Origin of the sequence: Leisingera sp. UBA4491, assembly GCF_002388965.1 — a bacterium.
Lineage (GTDB): Bacteria > Pseudomonadota > Alphaproteobacteria > Rhodobacterales > Rhodobacteraceae > Leisingera > Leisingera aquaemixtae.
Map to the genome: position 1 here is coordinate 17,340 of NZ_DGNN01000022.1, position 22,525 is coordinate 39,864.

23 protein-coding genes and 1 pseudogene are annotated in these 22,525 nt (G+C 65.5%); 6 read left to right on the forward strand and 18 right to left on the reverse strand.

The window, feature by feature from the left end; genetic code table 11:
* The first annotated feature begins 25 nt into the window (after positions 1-25).
* Together B2P87_RS11920 and B2P87_RS11925 are read left to right on the forward strand one after the other, a co-directional pair.
* On the forward strand, positions 26-1,279 hold the full coding sequence (locus tag B2P87_RS11920) for an aminotransferase class V-fold PLP-dependent enzyme (protein ID WP_141889173.1): 1,254 nt from the start codon (positions 26-28) through the stop codon (positions 1,277-1,279).
* Between the two features lie 296 nt (positions 1,280-1,575).
* Complete coding sequence (locus B2P87_RS11925) at positions 1,576-3,993, forward strand: GcvT family protein (RefSeq protein ID WP_286852577.1); 2,418 nt, start codon at positions 1,576-1,578, stop codon at positions 3,991-3,993.
* A 156-nt stretch (positions 3,994-4,149) separates the two neighbouring features.
* Here B2P87_RS11925 and B2P87_RS11930 read toward each other — a convergent pair whose 3' ends face one another.
* The 3 genes from B2P87_RS11930 to B2P87_RS11940 all read right to left on the reverse strand — a co-directional run bounded on the left by B2P87_RS11930 (position 4,150) and on the right by B2P87_RS11940 (position 5,726).
* The gene (locus tag B2P87_RS11930) at positions 4,150-4,536 is read right to left on the reverse strand and encodes a type II toxin-antitoxin system death-on-curing family toxin (protein ID WP_141889051.1); all 387 of its coding nucleotides are present in this window, start codon (positions 4,534-4,536) and stop codon (positions 4,150-4,152) included.
* Entirely contained in the window at positions 4,533-4,757 is a 225-nt protein-coding gene (locus tag B2P87_RS11935) for an AbrB/MazE/SpoVT family DNA-binding domain-containing protein (RefSeq protein ID WP_008558191.1), read from the reverse strand. Before B2P87_RS11935 ends, B2P87_RS11930 begins: the two co-directional genes overlap by 4 nt.
* 81 nt (positions 4,758-4,838) lie before the next feature.
* Entirely contained in the window at positions 4,839-5,726 is an 888-nt protein-coding gene (locus B2P87_RS11940; RefSeq protein WP_141889052.1) for a LysR substrate-binding domain-containing protein, read from the reverse strand.
* Positions 5,727-5,935: 209 nt separating this feature from the next.
* Between B2P87_RS11940 and B2P87_RS11945 the strand changes: the two genes are divergently transcribed.
* Positions 5,936-7,288 (forward strand): MmgE/PrpD family protein, encoded by a 1,353-nt coding sequence (locus tag B2P87_RS11945; protein ID WP_141889053.1) that lies wholly within the window; start codon positions 5,936-5,938, stop codon positions 7,286-7,288.
* Positions 7,289-7,404: 116 nt separating this feature from the next.
* Here the strand turns inward: B2P87_RS11945 and B2P87_RS11950 are convergent, their stop codons facing one another.
* Positions 7,405-8,826 (reverse strand): aldehyde dehydrogenase family protein, encoded by a 1,422-nt coding sequence (locus tag B2P87_RS11950; protein ID WP_141889054.1) that lies wholly within the window; start codon positions 8,824-8,826, stop codon positions 7,405-7,407.
* Between the two features lie 388 nt (positions 8,827-9,214).
* Between B2P87_RS11950 and B2P87_RS11955 the strand changes: the two genes are divergently transcribed.
* On the forward strand, positions 9,215-10,642 hold the full coding sequence (locus B2P87_RS11955) for an efflux transporter outer membrane subunit (RefSeq protein WP_167510209.1): 1,428 nt from the start codon (positions 9,215-9,217) through the stop codon (positions 10,640-10,642).
* A gap of 83 nt (positions 10,643-10,725) precedes the next feature.
* Here B2P87_RS11955 and nqrM read toward each other — a convergent pair whose 3' ends face one another.
* The 3 genes from nqrM to B2P87_RS11970 all read right to left on the reverse strand — a co-directional run bounded on the left by nqrM (position 10,726) and on the right by B2P87_RS11970 (position 12,289).
* Positions 10,726-10,965 (reverse strand): (Na+)-NQR maturation NqrM, encoded by a 240-nt coding sequence (gene nqrM, locus B2P87_RS11960; RefSeq protein ID WP_008558301.1) that lies wholly within the window; start codon positions 10,963-10,965, stop codon positions 10,726-10,728.
* Between the two features lie 33 nt (positions 10,966-10,998).
* On the reverse strand, positions 10,999-12,033 hold the full coding sequence (locus B2P87_RS11965; protein WP_141889055.1) for an FAD:protein FMN transferase: 1,035 nt from the start codon (positions 12,031-12,033) through the stop codon (positions 10,999-11,001).
* A gap of 67 nt (positions 12,034-12,100) precedes the next feature.
* Positions 12,101-12,289, reverse strand: coding sequence for a hypothetical protein (locus B2P87_RS11970; RefSeq protein ID WP_058284765.1), 189 nt, complete (start codon positions 12,287-12,289; stop codon positions 12,101-12,103).
* Positions 12,290-12,398: 109 nt separating this feature from the next.
* Here B2P87_RS11970 and B2P87_RS11975 point away from each other — a divergent pair, with 109 nt between their 5' ends.
* Entirely contained in the window at positions 12,399-12,923 is a 525-nt protein-coding gene (locus B2P87_RS11975; RefSeq protein WP_058284766.1) for a CBS domain-containing protein, read from the forward strand.
* Positions 12,924-13,103: 180 nt separating this feature from the next.
* Here B2P87_RS11975 and B2P87_RS11980 read toward each other — a convergent pair.
* The 5 genes and pseudogenes from B2P87_RS11980 to gstA all read right to left on the reverse strand — a co-directional run.
* Positions 13,104-13,217, reverse strand: a pseudogene (locus B2P87_RS11980) (IS5/IS1182 family transposase); the annotation flags it as partial.
* Between the two features lie 158 nt (positions 13,218-13,375).
* Positions 13,376-14,362, reverse strand: coding sequence for an NAD(P)H-dependent flavin oxidoreductase (locus B2P87_RS11985; protein WP_141889056.1), 987 nt, complete (start codon positions 14,360-14,362; stop codon positions 13,376-13,378).
* The gene (locus B2P87_RS11990; protein ID WP_141889057.1) at positions 14,359-14,580 is read right to left on the reverse strand and encodes a tautomerase family protein; all 222 of its coding nucleotides are present in this window, start codon (positions 14,578-14,580) and stop codon (positions 14,359-14,361) included. The genes B2P87_RS11985 and B2P87_RS11990 overlap by 4 nt, the downstream gene beginning before the upstream one ends.
* Positions 14,581-14,583: 3 nt before the next feature.
* Positions 14,584-14,964: a nuclear transport factor 2 family protein gene (locus B2P87_RS11995; RefSeq protein WP_141889058.1), complete on the reverse strand. Its 381-nt coding sequence runs from the start codon at positions 14,962-14,964 to the stop codon at positions 14,584-14,586.
* On the reverse strand, positions 14,961-15,572 hold the full coding sequence (gstA, locus tag B2P87_RS12000; protein WP_141889059.1) for a glutathione transferase GstA: 612 nt from the start codon (positions 15,570-15,572) through the stop codon (positions 14,961-14,963). Before gstA ends, B2P87_RS11995 begins: the two co-directional genes overlap by 4 nt.
* Before the next feature lie 108 nt (positions 15,573-15,680).
* Here gstA and B2P87_RS12005 point away from each other — a divergent pair, with 108 nt between their 5' ends.
* On the forward strand, positions 15,681-16,565 hold the full coding sequence (locus B2P87_RS12005) for a LysR family transcriptional regulator (protein ID WP_141889060.1): 885 nt from the start codon (positions 15,681-15,683) through the stop codon (positions 16,563-16,565).
* A 95-nt stretch (positions 16,566-16,660) separates the two neighbouring features.
* Here B2P87_RS12005 and nqrF read toward each other — a convergent pair whose 3' ends face one another.
* The 6 genes from nqrF to B2P87_RS12035 are packed head-to-tail and all read right to left on the reverse strand — an operon-like array spanning position 16,661 to position 22,511.
* Positions 16,661-17,881 (reverse strand): NADH:ubiquinone reductase (Na(+)-transporting) subunit F, encoded by a 1,221-nt coding sequence (nqrF, locus tag B2P87_RS12010; protein WP_141889061.1) that lies wholly within the window; start codon positions 17,879-17,881, stop codon positions 16,661-16,663.
* A 15-nt stretch (positions 17,882-17,896) separates the two neighbouring features.
* Positions 17,897-18,505, reverse strand: coding sequence for an NADH:ubiquinone reductase (Na(+)-transporting) subunit E (nqrE, locus tag B2P87_RS12015; protein ID WP_058284773.1), 609 nt, complete (start codon positions 18,503-18,505; stop codon positions 17,897-17,899).
* Positions 18,505-19,158 carry an NADH:ubiquinone reductase (Na(+)-transporting) subunit D gene (locus B2P87_RS12020; RefSeq protein ID WP_058284774.1) on the reverse strand — a complete coding sequence of 218 codons (654 nt, stop codon included), beginning with the start codon at positions 19,156-19,158 and terminating at the stop codon, positions 18,505-18,507. Before B2P87_RS12020 ends, nqrE begins: the two co-directional genes overlap by 1 nt.
* Positions 19,158-19,961, reverse strand: coding sequence for a Na(+)-translocating NADH-quinone reductase subunit C (locus B2P87_RS12025; protein WP_141889062.1), 804 nt, complete (start codon positions 19,959-19,961; stop codon positions 19,158-19,160). Before B2P87_RS12025 ends, B2P87_RS12020 begins: the two co-directional genes overlap by 1 nt.
* Positions 19,954-21,162, reverse strand: coding sequence for an NADH:ubiquinone reductase (Na(+)-transporting) subunit B (locus tag B2P87_RS12030; RefSeq protein WP_141889063.1), 1,209 nt, complete (start codon positions 21,160-21,162; stop codon positions 19,954-19,956). The genes B2P87_RS12025 and B2P87_RS12030 overlap by 8 nt, the downstream gene beginning before the upstream one ends.
* Positions 21,163-21,167: 5 nt before the next feature.
* The gene (locus B2P87_RS12035) at positions 21,168-22,511 is read right to left on the reverse strand and encodes a Na(+)-translocating NADH-quinone reductase subunit A (RefSeq protein WP_141889064.1); all 1,344 of its coding nucleotides are present in this window, start codon (positions 22,509-22,511) and stop codon (positions 21,168-21,170) included.
* Between the last annotated feature and the right edge of the window lie 14 nt (positions 22,512-22,525).

Here is a 22,525-nt window from a genome sequence, read left to right on the forward strand (position 1 = left end):
CAAACGCCTTTCGGTTGGACTTGCCATGCCCCAGATCACTGACCCTCTCCTTGACCAAATCCGCGCACGTTTCGCCCAGGTGGACGAATGCCCCCAGCAGGGGCCGCGCGTGTTTTTCGAAAACGCCGGCGGCGCGCTGACGCTGAATGCGGTGGTGGAGACCTCCGCCCGCTACGCCGCGATCCCCGACAACCAGGGCCGCGACAACCCCGGCAGCCATGAGCTGGTGCGGGTGATCGCCAGGGCCAAGGACGACATGCGCGTGATGATGAACGCGCCGGGCGGCCAGTTCTTCGCGGGCGAAAGCGGCACCGAGCTGTTGTTCCGCCTGATCATGAACGCTTGCCTCGGCACCGCCGCGGGCGGCACCGTTCTGGGCTCCACGCTGGAGCATCCCGCGACCCGTTCCGCCTGCGCCCGCTGGGCCGGGGTGGCGCGGCAGACACACGTGCTGATCCCGCATAACGACGCCACCGGCACGATCACGGCGGAGGCTTATGCCCGTGCGGTCACGCCGGATACCGTGGTGGCAACCATCGTCCATACCTCTCCGGTCACGGGCATGGGCGTCGATCTGGCCGCCTGCGCCGCTTCCATCCGCGCGGTGGCACCGGAGTGTTTTATCATCGTCGACGGTATCCAGCATGCGGCCCACGGCCGTATCGACCTGACCGCCTATGGCGTCGATGGCTATGTGATCTCGCCCTACAAGATGTTCTCGCGTCACGGCTATGGCCTCGCCTGGATCTCGGACCGGCTGACCGCCCTGCCGCATAACGCGCTGATCGGCGGGCCGGAAGACAACTGGGAAATGGGCACCCGCGACACCGGCAGCTATGCGACGCTGTCGGATGTAGCGGAATACCTGGAATGGCTCGGCGGCGAGGTGAGCGATGCCACGGACCGGCGCGCTAAATTCGTGGCGGCGGGGGAGGCGATCCATGCCCATGAAAAGGCGCTGACCGATGCGATGATCCATGGCACCGGCAACCTGCCGGGACTGGCCGAGATGGCGGGCGTCACCATTCTGGGCGGTGCAGACAACCCCGCGCGCGAAGGGCTGGTCTCGCTGACGGTCGCCGGCGTGCCCTCGGTGGAGGTCGTCAAACGCCTGAACGACCAGAGCATCCGCACCCATCTGCGCAAGGCGGACCATTACTCCGGCAATATCCTGACGCCGCTTGGCATGGACAGCTGCGTCCGCGTCTCCATGTGCCACTACAACAGCGTCGGCGAAGTGGCGAAGTTCCTCGGCGTGATGAAAGAGATCACAGTTTAAGGTCGCTCAATCTGGCAGCAAGTTGGCGCTGAGGGCAGCGCCCGGCCCTGGGTGGGTGCGTAAGCGCCCTCCCGTGGGGAGGGTCGGGCGCTGCCCGGCCTGTCGGCCAGGCGGTACCTTTAGAAGCAGGGTGTTCCGTCCGCCTACCAATGACCCCTCGAATCCGGGGCCATTGGGTCTGAATTCTTCACGGGTCATCCCGCGCCGCCGCCGCTAGGGTTGCCCGGAAGGATTTGGCGGCCCGCCCCGGCCTGCAGGGCGCGCTGTTACAGGCACGCAGGCAAGGGAAAACACGCATGAAAACCCATGCACAGGCAGTTGTCATCGGCGGCGGGCTGGTCGGCTGCTCGATCCTCTACCATCTGGCGAAACTCGGCTGGAACGACGTGGTGCTGCTGGAACGCGATGAGCTGACCGCAGGCTCCACCTGGCACGCGGCGGCCAATATCCACGGGCTGCACGACAACAACAACGTGACCCGCATCCAGCACTACACGATGAACCTGTATAAAGAGCTGGAGAAGGAAACCGGCCAGGGCTGCGGCGTGTTCCAGCCCGGCTCCCTGTATCTGGCCAAGACCGAGGAGCGCGAGCACCAGCTGCGCCTGCAGGAGGCCAAGGCGAAATACTACGGCCTGAACTTCCATGAGGTCAGCCGCGAGCAGGCCAAGGAGCTGCACCCGCTGGCGCAATTCGACGACATCCGCTGCATCATGTTCGAACCTGATGGCGGTAACGTCGATCCTTCCGGCGTGACCATGGCCTATGCGGCCGGCGCCCGCGCCATGGGCGCCCAGATCGAACGCTTCTGCCCGGTCATTGGCACCGAGCAGCAGCCCGACGGCAGCTGGATCGTGAAAACCGAAAAGGGCGACATTCACACTCAGTGGGTGGTCAACGCAGGCGGCCTGTGGGGCCGCGAGGTTGCGGCGATGGCAGACCTCACCCTGCCCTTGCAGCCGACTGAGCACCAGTATTTCGTGACGGAGTCCATCGACGCGGTCGCCAAGCTGGGCCGCCGCCTGCCCTCGATCGCCGACCGCGACGGCGAGTATTATTTCCGGCAGGAGGGCAACGGCTTCCTGATCGGCGCCTATGAGAAGGACATGCGGTTCTGGGCTGAGGAGGGCACCCCGCTGGACTTCGCGCATGAGCTGTTCCCCGACGATCTGGACCGGATCATGGAAAACGTGATCCGCGCCACCGAGCGGGTGCCCTGCGCCGAAACCGCAGGCGTCAAGCGGGTGATCAACGGCCCGATGATCTGGTCGCCGGATTCCAACGCCCTCTGGGGCCCGGTGCCGGAGCTGAAAAACTACTTCTGCTGCACCGGCATTATCCCCGGCTTTTCCCAGTCCGGCGGATTAGGCCTCTTGGCGGCGCAATGGATGATCGAAGGCGAGCCGCAGTACGACATGTTCGCCTGGGACCTGGCGCGCTTTGGCGACTGGGCCGATAAGAAATTCACCAAGGCCCGCGTCGAGGACCAGTACGCCCACCGCTTTGCCATCCACTTCCCGAACGAGGAACGCAGCGCCGGCCGCCCGGCCCGGGTGCGCCCGGCTTATGAGATGCAAAAGGAAATGGGCTGCGTCTTTGGCCTCAACTGCGGCTGGGAGCATCCGCTGTGGTTTGCGGACGCGCCCGGTGTCAAGGAAACCAACAGCTTCACCCGCCAGAACTGGTGGGAGCCGGTGGGCCGCGAGGTGAACATGCTGCGGGAAAACGTCGGCGTGATCGACATCTCGAACTTCGCCAACTACGTGATCAAGGGGCCGGGTGCGTTTGAGTGGCTGGACAAGCTGGTCGCCAACAAGGTGCCCACCGAGGTTGGCCGCTCCTGCCTGACCCCGCTGATTTCCGTGCGTGGCGGCGTGGCCGGTGATTTCACCATCACCAAGGTGGCGGATGATGAATACATGATGGTCGGCTCCGGCATGGCGGAACGCTATCACCAGCGGTTCTTCAACATGGTCGAACTGCCGGAAGGCACCACCTTTGAGGTCGCCACCAACCGCATCGCCGGTTTCAACGTGGCCGGTCCGAAATCGCGCGATATGCTGCAGCGGCTGACCAATGCCGACTTGTCGAACGAAGCCTTCCGCTTCATGCGCTCCCGCACCATCGACGTGGCCGGCGTGGAATGCCTGGCGATCCGCGTCTCCTTCACCGGCGATCTGGGCTGGGAGCTGCACTGCGCCGAAGGCGATCAGGTCAAGCTGTACTCTGCTCTGCTGACAGCGGCGGCAGACTTCGGCGGCGGCCCGGTTGGCGGCCGCGCCCTCGGCTCCCTGCGGATCGAGAAGGGCTATGGCTCATGGGGCCGCGAGTACAGCCAGGAATACTGGCCGCAGGAGGTTGGCCTCGCCGGTCTCATCAAGCTGGACAAGGACTTCCTCAACAAGGACGCCTATCTGAAGGTCAAGGGCAACGCCCCGCGCGAAGTGCTCTCGGCCTTTGAAATTGACGCGGTGAACGATGCCGATGCGTCGGGCGGCGAGCCTATTTTCACCCCGGACGGCAAACCGGTGGGCCGGGTGACGTCTGGCGCCTATGGCTACTCCGCCGGCAAGTCGCTGGCGCTGGGATATGCCAACCCGGCGGTCGCGGGGCCGGGGGATGCGGTTGAGGTGTTCATCCTCGGCAAGCCGCACAAGGCGCGCATTCTGGAAGCGGCAGCCTTTGATCCTTCGGGTTCACGGCTGCGGGCCTGAGGCACTGCGACAAGAAAACGGGCCGCTTGAGGTGGCGGCCCGAATAAATACGCAATGGGCAGTGCCCGACCGCGGGCGGAAGCGAAGCGCCCGCCCATGGGGGCGGTCGGGCGCTGCCCGGCCTTCAGCCGGGCGGGTCATAACAGTTGGCAAAAGCTATACAGGCACCATCCCTGCCGTCAGCCACTCCGCAAATGCGGCCTCGTCCACATCACCGGTGGCGAGATCTTCCATCATCCGCACCCCCTCCACCGGCGCCGGGCGGAACTGGTAGCCATTGAGGCGAAGAAAGGTGACAGCGGTCACAAACGCCGTGCGCTTGTTGCCATCGACAAATGCGTGCGCTTTGGCGATCCCGAAGGCATAGGCCGCGGCAACCTCCGCCACGCCTGCATCCGAATAGGCCGCCAGGTTCATCGCCCGCGCGCAGCCCATCTCCAGCAGCGCCCTGTCACGCATCCCCGCTGCACCGCCGTGGCGGGCGATCTGCCGGTCGTGAATGACAGTAACGGCTGCCAGCGGCACCCATTTATAAGTGCTCACGCAAGCGCCTGAAGCAGATCGCGGTTCTCATCCATCACGATCTCAGCCGCCGCCAGCGCCTCCGCCACCGAGGGGTCATGCGCCATCACCTTGAGGCTGCCGTCATCGCCGCGCACCACAAACAGCGTGTCGCCTTCCTTGGCGTCCAGCATCGTCAGCATCTCCGTCGTCAGGGTGATGACAGCGGAGTTTCCGACTTTTCTGATCTTGGTCTCAATCATTGGCAGGCCCTTTGTATATATACCCGTATATACGCGAAGCGCCGCCGGAATTCAATGTCCGCGGCACACGGCGGCCGACCGCTACAGCTCCATCTCCGCCGCGGCCTGCAGCAGCCAGGTCTTGAAATGCTTGACCGAGGGCGTGGCCGCCTTGTCCTTGAAGGTGGCGAAATAGGTCCAGGGGCAGTCGAGGTCAAACGCGAACGGCTCCACCAGCCGCCCGCTGGCCACCTGCTGGCGCACCAGCGATTTCGGCAGCACGACGCATCCCAGCGCATTGGCCGCAAACTCCAGCCCCATGTTGGAGGAGTTGGTCTGCAACCCGCCCCTCAGCTCGATGCCGGTCAGGCCGAAGTGCTTGGCAATCCTCTCCCAATAGACCGGGCGGCCTAGGATGTGGATCAGCTTGGCCTCGGCCAGCTGTTCGGGCCGGGTCAGAACCTCGCCGCCGACCCGGTAATCCGGCGCGCAGACCAGCGCCAGCTTCTCGTCCCACAGCTTCACCGCCGGGCCCATCACATCATCCACGTGGTTGATGGTGATCGAGATATCGGAGACGTTGGTCTCCACATCCACCCAGATCGTGCTGTGAATGGTCAGGTCGATGTCCGGGTGCGCCTTGGTGAACCCGTCGACCACACCGATCAGCCATTTCTCCGCCAGGCTGACCGGGCAGGAGATCACCACCTCCCGCTTGTGGCTTTGCGAAATCAGCAGCTGAGTGGCTGAATCAATCTCCTGCAGCGCATGGCGGACCGAGGGCAGATAGGCCTCGCCCACATCGGTCAGCGACAGCGAGCGCGGATGGCGCACGAACAGCGGCCGGCCGATGAATTCCTCCAGGCTGCGCACGTGGTTGGAGACAGCGGACTGGGTGCAATTCAGCTCATCCGCCGCCGAGGTGAAGCTGAGGTAGCGCGCGGCGGCCTCGAACGAGCGCAGGAATGTCAGATGGGGGAGATTCTTCATCAGGCGGTCCGCTGGCGGTTTCGGGGCCATGTTCACATGCTTTGGAATGCGCCGCAATTCCCAAGGGTTAGCGGCCCGCGATGGCCGGAAAGCGACGTTTGGTGCGCATTTCACGAAATATCCCGGCCCTAAGACCCCGGTTTCTTTGCGGGTCAGCGGATCCCGGACAGCCTAGCCTGACGCGGGAAACGCCCTGCGAAAGATCCGCCATGACCGACGCCTTCGACCGTGCTGCCGATTTCATCTTCGGGCTCACCCCCGCCGCCCTGCCGGAAACCACCCGCCAGGCGGCGGCGCTGATGTTCTTGGACACCATTGGCATCACCATCGGCGCCACCCCGATGGAGGCCGGCCGCATCGCCCGCGACACCGCCGTGGCGCTTTACGGCTGCGGCGAGGAGGGGCTGGGCGCCCGCCTGATGTTCGACGGCCGCCGGGTCAGCGCCGCAGGCGCCGCCTATGCCGCCGCCACCGCCACCGACAATCTGGACGGCCATGACGGCTATGCTCCGACCAAGGGCCACATCGGCGTGGCGGTGATCCCGGCCATCGCAGCGCTGGCCGAAACCGTGCCGGACTTCTCCGGTCCTGAGGCACTGGCGATCACCACCGTCGGCTATGAGCTGGCAGGCCGCGCCGCGCTGTCGCTGCATGCCACCGTCAGCGATTACCACACCTCCGGCGCCTGGAACGCGCTCGGGGTGGCGGCGGTGGCGGCGCGGATGCGCGGGCTGTCCCGCGCCCAGCTGCGCGAGGCGCTGGGGATTGCCGAATTCCACGGCCCCCGCAGCCAGATGATGCGCGAGATCGCCAGCCCCACGATGCTGCATGACGGCTCCGGCTGGGGCGCGCTGGCCGGGATGTCGGCAGCGGTTCTGGCCGGGAAAGGCTTTACCGGCGCCCCCGCGATCACCATCGAGGAAGACCGGGTGGCGGAGCACTGGCAGGACCTCGGCAGCTTCTGGCAGATGGAGCATCAGTATGTGAAGCCCTACCCGGTCTGCCGCTGGGCCCATGCCCCGGTCGACGCGCTGCGGCAGGTGATGCTGGAGCACGGTCTGTCGCATGACCAGCTGGCCAGAATCCGCATCAGCACCTTCCACGAAAGCGCTTGCCTCTACCCCGGCATCCCCGTCACCACCAGCCAGGCGCAGTACTCGCTGGGCTTTGCCGTGGCGGTGCAGGCGGCATATGGCCGGATCGGGGTCGAGCATATCTCCGGCGCGGGCCTTTCCGACCCGCTGGTTGCCTCGATCCACGAGCGGATTTCGGTCGCGGAGGCCGCGCGCCATTCGGTCCGCTTCCCGGCCTGCCGGGTTGCGGATGTGGTGGTGACGCTGACTGACGGGCGGGTGATCGAGTCCGGCGATGTCCACGCCCGCGGCGGCCCCGAAGCACCGTTTTCCCGACAGGACGTTGAGCGCAAGTTCATGGAATTCGCCGCCCCCGTGCTGGGCGCGGCCCGCGCCAGCGCAATCCGCGATGCGGTTCTGGGGTTCACCCGAGACGGCAGCAAGTTCTCGGATCTGAGCCGCCTGATCTATGGCGCGCCCGCCGTCTGAGCAGAAGGATAACGGCCTGGCAGGCGCAGGCGTGCGGTGAGAGAGAGGGAGCGAGGGGCCGGCCCCTCGCGCTCCCCGGAGTATTTCGGGAAAGATGAAAGCCCTGAGGCGCGGCCTCAGCCGAAATGCAGGGTTTTCACTTCCTGATAATCCTCCAGCCCCATCATCCCGCCTTCGCGGCCATTGCCGGACTGCTTGTAGCCGCCAAAGGGCGAGCCGTAATTGAAGCCGCCGCCGTTGATATGCACAGCCCCCGCGCGCAGCCGGGCGGCCACCCGTTCGGCGCGGTCCGGATCACCGGTCTGCAGATAGGCCGCCAGGCCGTAAGGCGTATCATTGGCGATGCGGATCGCGTCCTCCTCGTCCTCGAAGGGGATGATCACCAGCACCGGGCCGAAGATCTCCTGCCGGGCGATGGCCATGTCATTGGTCACATCGGCAAAGATGGTGGGGCGCACATACCACCCCGCGTCCAGCCCGCCGGGCCGGCCCAGGCCGCCGGCCAGCACGGTGGCGCCCTCGTCGATGCCGGTCTGGATCATGCTCTGCACCCGGTCGAACTGGATCTGGTCGAACATCGGGCCGATGTGATCGCCCTCCTGTTCCGGGTCGCCGACGGCCTGGCCCTGTGCTGCGGCCCTGGCGATGTCCAGCACCTCATCATAGCAGCTTTGCTCCACCAGCATCCGGGTCGGCGCGTCGCAGCTTTGCCCCGTGTTGTAAAAGCACTCCAGCACCGAGGCGGTGACCCGTTCCTCCAGGTCGGCATCGGCAAACACCAGGTTCGGGGATTTGCCGCCCAGTTCCAGCGTCACCCGCTTGACGGTATCGGCGGCGTCCTTGGAAACCGCGATGCCCGCCCGGGTCGAGCCGGTGAAGGACATCATGTCGATACCGGGATGCCGCGACAGGCCTGCGCCAACAGCCGGGCCGTCGCCGTGGATCAGGTTGAACACCCCCGCCGGAAAGCCCGCGTCATGGATCATCTGGGCGTAAACGGCGGCTGACATCGGCGTATGCTCCGACGGTTTCAGCACGCAGGTGCAGCCTGTGGCCAGCGCCGGCAGCACCTTCAATGCGATCTGGTTCACCGGCCAGTTCCACGGCGTGATCAGGCCGCAGACCCCGATCGGCTCGCGCACCAGGATGTCGCCGTTGGGCAGCGTCTCGCGCAGCTCCTGGGCTTTCAGCGCGTCCAGGATGGCTTCCAGGTGCCCGATCCCCGAATCGGCCTGGGCCTCGCGCGCCATCGTGATCGGCGCGCCCATTTCGGCGCGCATCGCCTGCGCCAGCACTTCGCGCCGCTCCTTGCTGAGTTCCAGCAGCTTCTCCAGCAGCGCGATCCGCTCCTCCCGCGAGGTCCGGGAGTAGCTGGCGAACGCCTCCCTGGCGGCCGCGACAGCCGCGTCCACATCCATTTCATCGCCGAGGATGATCGTGCCGATCCGCTCCTCCGTTGCCGGGTTCATCACCGGGAATTCCCGGGTCGAATGCGGCGTCACCCAGGCGCCGCCGATATAGAATTTTTGCAGGTCCATCAGGTTGTTCTCACTTTCACGTCGCAATTGCGGTTCAGCTGTCCCAAGGGGCTGCCGGCGGCGGCGCCGCGGCTGTGGTTCAGCCCGCGCGCCGGCAAACAGTGGACCCGCCCTGTGCATGCGTCAAGCGCAGGCGCAGGCGGGCGGGCCGTCTCCTGTCTGGCACGGCGCGCTGCTGACTGGGCTGGCAGGATGACCCGCCCCGGCCGGGCCGGAGGGGGCAAAAACGCCAGACTGGCCCGGATTTGCGCACCCTCCAGCCTGTGGGCCGCACGCATCAGTTCCGGACAAAGCCGCAGCGGGCGGCAGGAAGAGCTTCGCGGCGCCGTCCGGTGCTGCCTATGATTCCGGGAACGCCCGCATCAGACAGGGCGCCCAGAGGCAAGCCATGAGCAGATCCAATTGGACAGCCCGTTCCGTGCTGCTGGCCGGAACTCTCCTGTGCAGCTGCACCGCCGCGGGCCGGGATTACCAGCGTCCCGCCTTCGCGGTGCCGGCCGGCTATTACCAGACCCGCAGCTTTGCCACCGCGCAGGGCGCGGCTGAGACCTGGTGGCATGGGCTGAACGATGCCGCCCTGGACCGGCTGGTGGCGGCCGGGCTGGCGCAGAACCTGGATATCAAATCCGCCCGCCAGCGCCTCAAGGCGGCTGAGGCGGTGCGCCGCGCCAGCGGCCGTCCGGAACAGGTGCGCGGCGATCTTGAGGGCAGTTCGGTCTTTTCGCGCCGGGACTCGCAGGACGGCTCAACAAGCCTGGACTCCGCCGAAATCGGCGCCACCTATGTGTTCGACCTGTTCGGCGGCTTCCAGCGCCGCTCCGAACGGGCCGTTGCCGACCGCGACGCGCAGTTCTACCAGATGGCCACCACCCGGCTGGCGATCATCGACGCGATCACCCGCACCTATATCGAGGCGCGGTTTTTCCAGCGCGGTGCCGCCGTTACCCGCAAGACGATCGGGCTGCGCCAGCAGATCCTGGCCACGGTGGAGGAGCTGGAGGCCGCCCGCGCCGTCCTCGCCCTGGATCTGGAGCGCACCAAGCTGCAGGTCGCCAGCGCCAAGGCGGATCTGCCGGGCTTCATCTCCGGTTATGAGGCGTCCGTTTTTGCCCTGGCCACGCTTCTGGACCGCGACGCCTCCGAGGTATTCGCGATGATGCAGAACAGTTCCGGCCAGCCCCATCCCTCAACCCAGCCCGAACTGGGCGTGCCTGCCAGCCTGCTGCGCAACCGCCCCGATGTGCTGCTGGCCGAAGCCCAGCTGCGCAGCGCCACCGCCGGTATCGGCGTCACCGAGGCGGAGCTTTACCCGTCGCTCGAAGTCACCGGCTCCATCGAGGCGTTCCGCGGCCTGCCCGATCTCTACCAGATCGGCCCGTCGCTGCGGTTGCCGCTGTTCAACCGCCCGGTTCTGCGCGCCTTCCACGAGCGCGCCATCGCCGAGGCCAAAGCCACCGAATACGATTACCGCGCAGCGGTGCGCGGCGCGGTGGAAGAGGTGCAGGCGCAGCAAAGCGCGCTGAAGGCCGCCCGCGAGCGCACCGCAGCTCAGGCGCGGGCGGTCGGACTGGGCGGCAAGGTTGCCGATCTTGCGCGCGAAACCTTCCGGGCCAATGAAATCACCCTGTTCGACCTTCTGAACACCGAGGAAGCCTTGCGCGACAACGAGCTGGGCCTGATCGCCGCCCGCCGCGACCTGGCGCTGGCCTGGTCCCGGCTGCAGATCGCCTTGGGCAAGGGCTGGGCACCCGATCACCCCCCGGCCAGCGCGGTCGCGGCCTTGGAGGCGGCAGAGTCAGACCCTGAGAGAGAGTAAGGTGAAACCGTGTTGCGTACGCCGCGGACCGGCCTGCCCCTTGGCGGCGCGGACGCTGCCCGCGCCGTGCCGCAGCCCTGGCCTCAGGCCTGTTCTTCCTGCATCTGCTCCACCATCCGGCGGGCGCGCTTGCACTGCAGCTTGTCGCGCAGCGGGCTGTCGGGGTCGATGTCCTTGGAGCAGACGACGCATTTGTCGGCACCGGAAATCGCGTTCAGCCCGCCGCAGCTGCCCTTGATCTTCTTGCCCATCAGCATCACCCCCAGCGACATGCCCAGGGTCACGATCAGAAGCAGGATAAAGGCCAAAAGAAAGGTGCTCATTGGGGTCCCTCGCGATGTCGCTCAGTACGCGGCTCAGTTTCCGGTCAGCGCCTCGAAAGCGCTGCTTGCAGAGGTAATATAGGCATCTTCGCCGGCTTGCACGTCCCGATCGATGAAAAACACGGCAAGTTTATGCTGCTCCGCCAGCTTCAGCCCGTCCGCGCTGCCCAGAACCAGCATCGCGGTCGCCCAGGCATCCGCCAGCATCGCGTTCTCCGCGATCACCGTGACCGAGGCGGTGCGGTGCGTCACCGGCCGCCCCGCCACCGGGTCCAGGATGTGGGAATAGCGCTGGCCCTCATGCTCGAAATAATTGCGGTAATCGCCGGAGGTCGCCAGTCCCAGGTTGCTGACCGGCACGATCAGCTGCACCGTCTGCGCCGCCGCATCCGGTTTCTCGATGCCGATGCGCCAGGCCTCGCCCTTGGCGTTTTGCCCCTTGGTCACCAGATCGCCGCCGATTTCCACCATGTAGTTCTCAACGCCAAAGCCCTGCAGCGTCTGCGCCACCGCGTCGACGCCATAGCCCTTGGCAATCGCCGACAGGTTGATGCCGGTCTGCGGCGCGGATTTCTTCAGGGTGCCGGCACCTGCATCCAGCGTCAGCAGCCGCGCCTGCCCGACGCCCTCCAGCGCTTTGGCAATGGCTGCATCCGACGGCACCGGGTCCTCCGGCTTGCGCGGGCCGAAGCCCCACAGCTCGATCAGCGGGCCAAGCGTCACGTCGAACTTGCCGCCGGTCTTTTCATGCACGTCATTGGCCGCCGCCAGCACATGGGCAAATTCCGGCGACACCCGCACCGGCGCGGTGCTGCGCGCGGCGGAAAAGGTGGACACTTCCGAGGCCGGATCCCAGTTCGACATCTTGGCGTTGACCGCCGCCAGGGTGGCCTCCACCTCCGCGGCCAGCCGCTCTTGGTCCAGATCCGCACCGATGGCGATCACGCTGTAGGTGGTGCCCATGGTCTGGCCCGACAGGCGGACCTCCTCCGGCTCGCTGCCGAACCAGCAGCCGGACGCCAGCAGCACCGCGGGCAGGATCAGGGCAAGCAGGAACCTTCTGGGCATCGGTCAACCTCCGGGGATAAAACTGGCGCTGCTATGCCCCTGCCCCGCGCCAGAGTCAAATGCCGCCTCAGAACTTCAGCGGCACAAAGGCCAGCGCCAGAAGGCCAACCGCGGCGGGCACCCCGAACAGCCAGGCCCTCAGCCGCGCATCGGGCGGCTGGGTCTTCCAGTTCTGCCGGTACAGATGGCCGCAGACCACCACCACGAACACGGTCAGCGCGCCGGTGACGGGGGTCAGATAGAGGGATTCGAACATGTTGTTTTCCGGCCTTTGTTAGCGCTCGCGTCATTTCGCCTCTTCCCGGACAGCAATCCGCCGTTAAGATGGGGGCATGACCTGATGCAGGATAGGAGGAGACCCGCGCATGGCACCGTTCTCATACCAGCCTCCGACCCGGGGCGACAAGGCCGGGCAGCAAAGCCACAGCCAGTCGCCCGAGTCGAATTTGTCGCACGGCCAGTCGACCGTTGCGAAGCTTCTGGAGGCCAAGGGCGACGCGATTTTTGCGATCCGCCCGAACGACACCGTCGGCCATGCGGTGGAGGCGCTGCGCGACAAGCGCATCGGCGCGCTGGTGGTGACCGACCAGAACGGCGCGCTGCAGGGCATCCTGTCGGAGCGCGACATCGTGCGGCGGCTGGCGGAAACGCCGGGCCACACCCTGCCGCAGCTGGTCGAGGACATCATGACCCGCGAGGTCAAGACCTGCAAACCGGACGACCTGCTGATCGACGTCGCCAAAGTGATGAACGAGGGCCGCTTCCGCCACCTGCCAGTGGTCAAGGACGACCGTCTTTGCGGGATGATCACGGTGGGCGACGTGGTGAACTTCCGCCTGCAGGAGCTGGAGTATGAGGCCCTGCGCATGAAACAGATGATCGTCGGCTAGGCCGCTTGGCCTTTCCGGCACAGGCGCCGGCCCGGACACCCTGCGGTGCTCCGGGCTGATTCTGCTGGCGGACGACAGCAAACCCGATGCCCGCAGAGGAAAGCCAAGGCGGCTTTTGTGCGGGACGGCTCTGTTGCACAAATCTGCTGACAGCCGAGCTTCCCCTGTCCGCGGACAAACTTATCCCAGGATCTCTGTGACGGGTATGCCGAGCGCGGTGTAGCCGTTCATGACGGCGATGCGGACATGGAGCTCCGCGACTTGGCGATCGAAGTCCCGTGCCATAAGGCGCTGATGCGCCGGGGCACACAGGCAAATTCGTTCTGGATCATTGCTGCTGAGACCCGGCAAAAATGAAACCGGCGGGAGCGTCTCCGCCCCCGCCCGTTCCGGTGCATGAGTATCCGCCGCCCCGGCCGCGCCGCGCCCTCCCGGACGTGGGGCGCAGGCGGTCAGGTCACGGCGCTTGTGCGCCCGGCGGCGGACGCAGCCCTGGCAAGGCACTGGCGCGCGTCCGTCATGAGGTGCGCCAGAATATCCCCCGCAGGCGGCGCCGAGCGGATCATGCCGATGCCTTCGCCCGCAAAGGCGGTTGCGATTTCCGGATCCCCCGCCTCCTGAGCCGCCGCCCATTTGGCCGCTTCAGCGCCCGCTTCCAGCTGCAAGGCGTCCTCTGCCCCGTGCCACTTCTGAATGAAAGGGTTGCGCAGAACCCGGACGTTGTAGCGGCCGGGCCAGTCCAGACCGCGGACCACGTCCACGACCCGGGTGCGGATGGTGTCATCCCCCGTTGCCGCCAGCGCGCGGTCCAGAATGCGCGGATGCACCAGCGCCTCGCGCGAGGCCCAGAACCGGGTGCCGATCACCGCGCCGTCCGCGCCAAGCATCAGGGCCGCTGCAAGGCCGCGCCCGTCCGTGATACCGCCTGCGGCGCACAGCAGCGCCTGGCTGTTCTGGCGCGCGATCTCGTCCGCGATCTCGGGCACCAGGGCAAAGGTGCCGCGGGCCTCGCCATGGCCGCCGGCATCCGCCCCTTGGGCGACGATGATGTCCGCTCCGCAGTCCAGCGCCTGCTGCGCATCGCGCAGGGTCTGGACCTGGCAGATCAGCGGCACGCCGGCCTGCCGGATCGCCGGCGCAAACGGCGCCGGGTCGCCGAAGGACAGGAAAACCGCCGCCGGGTCCTGCGCCAGCACCCGCTCCAGCAGGTGCGGCTGTTCCGCCAGCTTCCAGGTGATCAGCCCGCAGCCCGCGCGGGTGCCCGCGGCGAGGGCGTACTGCTGTTCGATCCACCCGGCATCTCCGTAACCGCCCCCGATCATGCCCAGCCCGCCGGCATTGGAGACAGCGCTGGCCAGCGCGCCGCCCGCCGCAAAGGCCATCGGCGCCTGGATCACCGGACAGGTGATCCCCAGCGCCTCTGTCAGCCGCGTCCTCATTGCGCCTGCTTCCGGTACTCCTGCACCGGCAGGCCGCCAACGCCCCAGTCCTCCAGCGGGACCTCATCGATCACCACAAATGTGGTCGCCGGGTTCTTACCCAGAACGTCCTGCAACAGATCAGTAACCCCGGTGATCAGCTGGGCCTTTTGCTCTGCGCTGGGGCCGGTGCCATCGGGGCCGCCTTCGCGGGTCACTTTGATATTCACATAAGGCATCGTTCAGTCCTTTCGCGGAACATATGAGAACACTTTTGCCACGATGCGCCATTCGGCGCCGTAGCGGACAAGGGTCAGCAGGTCGTGAAAATCCCGCCCCATCATGGTCATCCGGGCGCTAACGCGGGCCAGCCGGCCGCTGGCAAAGGCAATCTCCAAAATCTCCTCCTCGCGCGCCTCACCACGTTTGGCCGGCGGCTCACGGCTATCGACGCGGGCCATGTAGGTTTCAAGATCCAAATACAGTTCGTCGCCTTCGGTGGCGCAGACATAAGCCAGCCGCGGGTGGAAAACCTTGCGCAGCAGGGCGCTGTCGGCCTGATGGAGGCCCTCGAAATAGGCCTCCATCAGTGCGCCGACCTGTTTGTGGCCGGCAGGCGTCATTGGATCAGCCCCTCTGCGCGCATTGCGGCCTGGGCCGACGGGCGGGCAGCACTGCGGCTGACAAAGGCGGCCAGATTGGGCCAGCGGGCCAGATCGATGCCGGTGAAGTTCGCCCAGTTCGAAACCACGAACAGATAGGCATCGGCCACCGAGAACCGGTTTTCGACCAGCCACTCGCGGCCATCCTCCAGCTGCGCCTCGATCAGGTCGAATTTGCCCGCAACCGCGGTGCGCGCGTCGTGCTTGCCGGCCTCGGGCGTGCCCTCGCGGAACAGCGGGCTAAAGGCCTTGTGCAGTTCGGTCCCGATCCAGTTGAGCTGTTCCTGCATCCGCGCCCGGGCCAAGGTTCCCGCCGCCGGCGCCAGCCCTGCCTCCGGGTGGCTGTCCGCGATGTACTGGAGAACAGCCGCCCCTTCAGTCAGGATGCTGCCGTCGTCCAGGCCCAGGGCCGGAACATAGCCTTTGGGATTGATCGCACGGTAATCCGCGCCGCTTTCGGTCCGCCCCGCCGCGGTGTCGACCGCTTCGATATCAAACGGGCGGCCGGTTTCATACAGGGCAATATGGCTGGCCAGCGGGCAGGCACCGGGTTTGTAGTAGAGTTTCATGACAGTCTCCTGTGGTGGTGATGCCCTCTAACTACCTCCTGATATGATTGATTGATAATATTGTGTTTTCAGCATAACGATTAGGTAATCTGATCATGTTGGAAGCCGATGAAACACGACCAGCTCCTGGCCCTGGAGGCGATTGTCTCCACCGGAACCTTCCGCGGCGCGGCAGAGCGCCTGAACAAGTCGCAGTCCGCCATCAGCCACACAATCCGCCAGCTGGAGGAGGAGCTGGAGCTGGAGCTGTTCAGCCGCGAGGCCTACCGCCCCGCGCTCACCCCGGCAGGCGAGATATTTTACCGCGAGGCGTCGCGGGTGCTGCGGCAGATGCAGGGGCTTCGTTCCACCGCCGCCCGGCTGCGCGCCCGCGAAGAGCCGGAGCTGACACTTGCCGTCAGTGCCACCATGGACCTGGACCCTTTGCTGCCGGCGCTTGCGGACACCGGACGGCGCCACCCGGCGACCCACCTTCGGCTGCGCATGGAAATGATGGGCGGCCCGATTGCCCGGCTGATGGAGGGCAAGGCGGATATCGCGATCGCCTCCCTCGACGGGGTGCCGCTGGACGACGTGGAGGCAGAGCCGGTTGCCGAGGTCACGATCCGGCCGGTGGCCAGCCCCGCCTTGAACCTGCCCGCCGGACCCCGCGCCTTGTCGGCATCCGAAATGCAAAGCCATGTGCAGGTGGTCGCCGCCGGCACTGGCGGTGCTGCGCATGAACAAAGCCGCGATCTGTTGCCCGGGGGCTTGAAATGGACGGTTTCCGATCTCGCGGCCAAGAAAAAGGTGATCCTCGCCGGTCTCGGCTGGGGCGGCCTGCCGGATCACATGACAGAGGAGGAACGGCGGTCCGGGGCTTTGCTTCCCCTGAACCTGGAGGGGTTTCCGCTGCGCCGGACGATGATTTTCAAGATGCGGCGCAGGGATCAGGCAATAGGTGTCGTTGCCGATGAGCTTTGGAACAGGATCGGGACTGCCATGCCGGCCTAGAGCAGGACCTGCCCCACGGCGGCCGGTCCGCTCCAAACGGCAAAGCCCCGGATGTCTCCATCCGGGGCTTTTGGTCTTCCGCTTCGGGGTCCGGCTCAGCCGCCGAAATCGTCGAGCATGATGTCCTCGCGGTCCACGCCCAGGTCCAGCAGCATGTTGATCACCGACTGGTTCATGATCGGCGGGCCGCACATGTAGAATTCGCAGTCTTCCGGCGCCGGGTGGTTCTTGAGGTATTCCTCATACAGAACATTGTGGATAAAGCCGGTGTAGCCGTCCCAGTCATCGTCCGGCTGCGGGTCCGACAGGGCCACGTGCCATTCAAAGTTCGGGTTTTCCGCCGCCAGCTGGTCGAAGTCCTCGACAAAGAACATCTCTTTCTTCGACCGCGCGCCGTACCAGAAGCTGATCTTGCGGTTGGTCTTCAGGCGCTTCAGCTGGTCGAAGATGTGGCTGCGCATCGGCGCCATGCCGGCGCCGCCGCCGATGAACACCATCTCCTTTTCGGTGTCGCGGGCGAAAAACTCGCCGAACGGGCCGGAAATGGTGACCTCATCCCCCGGTTTCAGGTTGAAGATGTAGGACGACATCTTGCCCGCCGGAATGTCGCTGCTGCCCGGCGGCGGCGATGCGACGCGGACGTTCAGCATGATCATGCCCTTCTCGTCCGGGTAGTTCGCCATCGAATAGGCGCGCTCGACCGGCTCATCCACCACGGATTTGTACTGCCACAGATTGAAGCGGTCCCAATCCTCGCGGTACTCGTCCTGGATGTCGAAGTCGGTATAGGCCAGCTGGTGCTCCGGCGCTTCGATCTGGATGTAGCCGCCGGCGCGGAAATTCACGTCCTCGCCTTCGGGCAGCTCCAGCACCAGCGCCTTGATGAAGGTCGCCACGTTCTCGTTGGAGCGCACCTTGCAGCGCCATTTCTTGACGCCGAAGACCTCTTCGGGGACTTCGATATCCATGTCCTGCTTGACCGCAACCTGACAGGACAGGCGGTCGCCGCAGGCGGCTTCGCGCTTGGTGATGTGGCTTTCCTCGGTCGGCAGGATCGAGCCGCCGCCGGAATGCACCCGCACCCGGCACTGCGCACAGGTGCCGCCGCCGCCGCATGCGGAGGGGACGAACAGTTTCTCTGCCGCCAGCGTTTGCAGCAGCTTGCCGCCCGCGGGCACCGAGATGGTTTTTTCACCGTTGATGGTGATGTTGACGTTGCCGGTGGAGACCAGGCGGGAGCGGGCGGCCAGAATGACAGCCACCAGCGCCAGCACGATCACCGTGAACAGGACAACGCCGAGCGTGAAAGTTTCCATGTTTCCGCGCTCTCCTTACAGTTTGACGCCGCTGAAGGACATGAAGGCCATCGCCATCAGACCTGCGGTGATAAAGGTGATGCCCAGGCCCTGCAGGCCGTCCGGCACGTCGGAATACTTCAGCTTCTCACGCACGCCCGCCATCGCGGTGATCGCCAGCGCCCAGCCGAAGCCGGAGGAGAGGCCGTAAGTGGTTGCCTCGGCAAAGTTGTAGTCGCGCTCCACCATGAACAGCGAGCCGCCCAGGATCGCGCAGTTCACCGTGATCAGCGGCAGGAAGATCCCCAGCGCGTTGTAGAGCGGCGGGAAATACTTATCGAGGATCATCTCCAGGATCTGCACCATCGCCGCGATCACCCCGATATAGGAGATCAGGCCGAGGAAGGTGAGGTCCACATCCGGGAACCCCGCCCAGGCCAGCGCGCCCGGCTTCAGGAGGTAGGTCAGCAGCAGGTTGTTGGCAGGCACGGTGATGGCCTGCACCACCATCACCGAAATCCCCAGACCCAGCGCGGTGGAGATCTTCTTGGACACCGCGATGAAGGTGCACATGCCCAGGAAGAAGGACAGCGCGAGGTTTTCGACAAAGATGGCCTTGACGGCGAGTGAAATCAGCCCTTCCATCAGTGCGCCTCCACGGTTTGGATTTTGTATTCACGCTCTTCCACCTGGTTCGGCTTCCAGGTGCGGAAGGCCCAGATGATCAGGCCGATGATAAAGAACGCCGAGGGCGGCAGCAGCAGCATGCCGTTGGGCACATACCAGCCGCCGTTGTTCACGGTTTCCAGCAGGGTGATGCCGAACAGCGAGCCGGAGCCGAACAGCTCACGGATGAAACCGACCAGCATCAGGATCAGGCCGTATCCAAGGCCGTTGCCCACGCCGTCGATGAAGGACGCGACCGGCGGGTTCTTCATCGCAAACGCCTCGGCGCGGCCCATCACGATGCAGTTGGTGATGATCAGGCCGACGAAGACCGACAGGGTTTTCGAAATCTCAAAGGCATAGGCCTTCAGCACCTGGTCCACCAGGATCACCAGCGAGGCGATGATCACCATCTGCACGATGATCCGGATCGAGCCCGGGATCTGGTTCCTGAGGATCGAGATGAACATCGACGAGAACGCGGTCACGAAGGTCACCGCCAGGGTCATCACAAAGGCCACCTGCAGCGACGAGGTCACCGCCAGCGCCGAGCAGATGCCCAGCACCTGCAGGGTGATCGGGTTGTTGTCGACCAGCGGGTCGATCAGCATGTCTTTCTTGCTCTGGGACATCAGAACTCTCCCGCTTGCAGTGACTTGAGGAACGGCCCGTAGCCTTCTTCGCCCATCCAGAACCGCACCAGGTTGTCGACCCCGGCAGAGGTCAGCGTGGCACCGGCAAGGGCGTCGATGTAATGCTCGCGGCCGGCGGCCGGCACGGTCTTGGACACGGTGATCTCCAGATCGCCGTCTTCATCGCGCAGCTTCTTGCCATGCCACAGCGCTTTCCAGCGCGGGTTGTCCACCTCGGCGCCAAGGCCCGGGGTTTCGCCGTGCTGATAGAACTGCAGGCCAAAGATGTCGTTGCCGTTCTCCTCCACCGCGATGAAGCCATAGAGGGTGGACCACAGGCCATAGCCGTGGATCGGCAGGATCACCTTGTCCAGATCGCCGTTTTCCTCGCGCAGCAGGTACACGGTCTTGTAGCGCGACTGGCGGCCGATGCCGGCCGGGTCGTTCTCCAGCTCGCGGCTCAGCTCCGGATCCTGCGCGGCAGCCAGCCCGTCAAAGGTGGCGGCGTCGAACTGGCCGGTGAAGGTGCTGGTTTCCAGATCCAGCACCTGAGGCTCAAACGCGGCAAAGGCTTCGGCCACATTCTGGCCCGGCTCATAAAGGCCGGCCACCTGCAGAACGTTCAGCTGCTTGTCGCGCTTCTTGTTGGTTTCCTGCACCGGGCGCAGGGACACGGCGGCGGTGGACACGATCATCGAGGCCACCAGGCAGACGGCGACGGCGATGAACACGGTCTTGCCAACCGAATCCGGCGATGCGGCGAGGAAGCGGCCAATCAGGCCCTTGCTTTGGGTATCAGCCATGGCGGCGCGCCCTCCGTTTGATGTTTGCCTGCACCACGAAGTAGTCGATCAGCGGCGCAAAGACGTTGCCGAACAGGATCGCCAGCATCATGCCTTCCGGGAAGGCCGGGTTCAGCACCCGGATCAGCACCACCATCACGCCGATAAGCGCACCGTAGATGTAGCGTCCCGCGTTGGTGTGGCTGGCCGAAACGGGTTCGGTCACCATGAACACCAGGCCAAAGGCATAGCCGCCCAGCACCAGGTGCCAGTACCACGGCATCGCAAACATCGGGTTGGTGTCGGACCCGATAAGGTTCAGCAGCACCGAGAAGGCGATCATGCCGCCCAAACAGCCCGCGATCAGGCGCCAGTTGGCGATCTTGGTGGCCAGCAGGAAGACCAGGCCGATGGCACAGGCCAGTGTCGAGGTCTCGCCGAAGCTGCCCTGGATGGTGCCGAAGAACGCATCCGACCATTCGATGCCCTTGGCGGCCAGCGCCTGCACGCCGTCAGCGGCCGTGACACCCAGCGCGGTCGCGCCGGAGAAGCCGTCAACCGGGGTCCAGACACTGTCGCCCGACATATTGGCGGGATAGGCGAAATACAGGAACGCACGGCCCGTCAGCGCCGGGTTCAGGAAGTTCTTGCCGGTGCCGCCAAAGACTTCCTTGCCGATCACCACGCCGAAGATGATGCCAAGCGCCACCTGCCACAGCGGCGTCGAGGCCGGCAGGATCAGCGTGTACAGCATCGAGGTCACCAGGAAGCCCTCGTTCACCTCATGGCCGCGCACGGTGGCAAAGATCACCTCGAAGATGCCGCCCGCAACCAGCGTCACGATATATAGCGGCAGGAAGTACAGGAACCCATGTGCGATATTGGCCAGCGGGTTCGACGCATCCAGCGAAATCCCCAGCGCCTGCAGCACCGCAACGCGCCAGCCGGTGGCCGCATCCGCGCCCAGCATCGCAATCGCGGAGTTGGTCTGGAAGCCGGTGTTGTACATGCCCCACAGGATGCAGGGGATGGTGGCGATCACCACATAGGTCATGATCCGCTTCATATCGATGTAGGAGCGGGCATGCGGCGCCACGGCGGTGACGGTTTTCGGGGTATAAAGGAAGGACTCCACCATCTCGTAGACGGGGAAGAGCTTTTCGTACTTGCCCCCCTTCTCGAAATGCGGCTCGATCCTGTCAAAGAAGCTGCGCAATCCCATCCGGCTCAGCCCTCCTTTTCAATCTTGGTCAGGCAGTCGCGCAGCGCCAGCCCGTATTCGTACTTGGCCGGGCAGGCAAAGCCGACGAGGCCCAGGTCCTCTTCGTCGAGCTCCAGCGCACCCAGCTCCTGAGCGGAGTCGGTGTCCATCACCAGCAGCGCGCGCAGCAGCTGCGTCGGAAGGTAGTCCTGCGGCATCAGCCGCTCGAAGGTGCCGGTGGGCACCATCGCCCGGCGGCCGCCATTCAGGTTGCTGGTCAGGTTGAACAGCTTGCGGCTGAGGGCAGAGCCCAGCACCGGCTGCACGGCGTATTTGCCGGGCATCGGGCGGATCCAGCCCATCGGGATCTGCGCGCGGTCTTCCTCGATGATCGCGACCTGGCGGGCAAAGCGGCCCAGATAGGCCAGCGGGCCTGCCGCGTGGCGGCCCGACAGGATCGAGCCGGAAATCACCCGCACCGGGCCGTCCGATGCGATCTCGCCGCGGGTCAGCTCCTCGGTGGAGGCGCCCGCCACGGTGCGGACCAGACGCGGCGCGCGCGCAGCGGGACCGGCCAGCGCTACCACGACAGAGGGGTCCAGATGACCGGTTATCAGCAGGCGGCCGATGGCGATCACGTCCGGATAGGACACGGTCCAGACCTGATCGTCCGCGCGCACCGGATGCAGGAAGTGGATGTGGGTGCCGGCCAGACCGGACGGGTGCGGCCCGTCGAAGGCCGCGGCTTCCACACCGGCGAGACCGGCGCCGGGAATGCTGTCGCCTGCCTTCTGGCACAGGAAGGTCGTGCCCTCGGTCAGCAGGGTCACGGCCTTCAGGCCCGCCTCGAACGCCTCGGCAGCGTCATTGATGATCACTGCGGCATCGGCGGCCAGCGGCTCGCTGTCCATCGCGGTCACGAAGATCGCTTCGGGCTTGGACCCCGGCACCGGCATCTTGGAGTAGGGACGGGTGCGGAACGCGGACCACAGGCCGGCCGCGCACAGCTTGGCGGTCAGGCCCTCGGCGGTGTTTGCATCGCCAACGGCGGAGAAATCGATGCCCTTGTCCGCGGCATCGGAAATCTCGATCACCACGCTTTGCAGCACCCGCCGCGCACCGCGGTTGACCGCAACGACCTTGCCGGACATCGGCGCCACCATCACGGCTTCCTCCGCGTCCTTGTGGCAGAACAGCGGCGTGCCGCGCTGGACGGCATCGCCTTCCTGCACCAGCATGCGGGGTTTCAGACCCAGGTAGTCGGGGCCCAGCACGGCCACCGAGGTGATGGCGGGGCCTTGATGGATTGTCTGTTCCGGCGCGCCTGTCACCGGCAGATCCAGCCCCTTTCTCAAGTTAAATGTCTTCATATTTGCGCTACGTC

Coding starts and splice junctions, on each gene's coding strand:
- B2P87_RS11920 (WP_141889173.1), top strand. CDS start 26: ATGCCCCAGATCACTGACCCTCTCCTTGACCAAATCCGCGCACGTTTC.
- B2P87_RS11925 (WP_286852577.1), top strand. CDS start 1,576: ATGAAAACCCATGCACAGGCAGTTGTCATCGGCGGCGGGCTGGTCGGC.
- B2P87_RS11935 (WP_008558191.1), bottom strand. CDS start 4,757: ATGATTGAGACCAAGATCAGAAAAGTCGGAAACTCCGCTGTCATCACC.
- B2P87_RS11940 (WP_141889052.1), bottom strand. CDS start 5,726: ATGAAGAATCTCCCCCATCTGACATTCCTGCGCTCGTTCGAGGCCGCC.
- B2P87_RS11945 (WP_141889053.1), top strand. CDS start 5,936: ATGACCGACGCCTTCGACCGTGCTGCCGATTTCATCTTCGGGCTCACC.
- B2P87_RS11950 (WP_141889054.1), bottom strand. CDS start 8,826: ATGGACCTGCAAAAATTCTATATCGGCGGCGCCTGGGTGACGCCGCAT.
- B2P87_RS11955 (WP_167510209.1), top strand. CDS start 9,215: ATGAGCAGATCCAATTGGACAGCCCGTTCCGTGCTGCTGGCCGGAACT.
- nqrM (WP_008558301.1), bottom strand. CDS start 10,965: ATGAGCACCTTTCTTTTGGCCTTTATCCTGCTTCTGATCGTGACCCTG.
- B2P87_RS11965 (WP_141889055.1), bottom strand. CDS start 12,033: ATGCCCAGAAGGTTCCTGCTTGCCCTGATCCTGCCCGCGGTGCTGCTG.
- B2P87_RS11970 (WP_058284765.1), bottom strand. CDS start 12,289: ATGTTCGAATCCCTCTATCTGACCCCCGTCACCGGCGCGCTGACCGTG.
- B2P87_RS11975 (WP_058284766.1), top strand. CDS start 12,399: ATGGCACCGTTCTCATACCAGCCTCCGACCCGGGGCGACAAGGCCGGG.
- B2P87_RS11985 (WP_141889056.1), bottom strand. CDS start 14,362: ATGAGGACGCGGCTGACAGAGGCGCTGGGGATCACCTGTCCGGTGATC.
- B2P87_RS11990 (WP_141889057.1), bottom strand. CDS start 14,580: ATGCCTTATGTGAATATCAAAGTGACCCGCGAAGGCGGCCCCGATGGC.
- B2P87_RS11995 (WP_141889058.1), bottom strand. CDS start 14,964: ATGACGCCTGCCGGCCACAAACAGGTCGGCGCACTGATGGAGGCCTAT.
- gstA (WP_141889059.1), bottom strand. CDS start 15,572: ATGAAACTCTACTACAAACCCGGTGCCTGCCCGCTGGCCAGCCATATT.
- B2P87_RS12005 (WP_141889060.1), top strand. CDS start 15,681: ATGAAACACGACCAGCTCCTGGCCCTGGAGGCGATTGTCTCCACCGGA.
- nqrF (WP_141889061.1), bottom strand. CDS start 17,881: ATGGAAACTTTCACGCTCGGCGTTGTCCTGTTCACGGTGATCGTGCTG.
- nqrE (WP_058284773.1), bottom strand. CDS start 18,505: ATGGAAGGGCTGATTTCACTCGCCGTCAAGGCCATCTTTGTCGAAAAC.
- B2P87_RS12020 (WP_058284774.1), bottom strand. CDS start 19,158: ATGTCCCAGAGCAAGAAAGACATGCTGATCGACCCGCTGGTCGACAAC.
- B2P87_RS12025 (WP_141889062.1), bottom strand. CDS start 19,961: ATGGCTGATACCCAAAGCAAGGGCCTGATTGGCCGCTTCCTCGCCGCA.
- B2P87_RS12030 (WP_141889063.1), bottom strand. CDS start 21,162: ATGGGATTGCGCAGCTTCTTTGACAGGATCGAGCCGCATTTCGAGAAG.
- B2P87_RS12035 (WP_141889064.1), bottom strand. CDS start 22,511: ATGAAGACATTTAACTTGAGAAAGGGGCTGGATCTGCCGGTGACAGGC.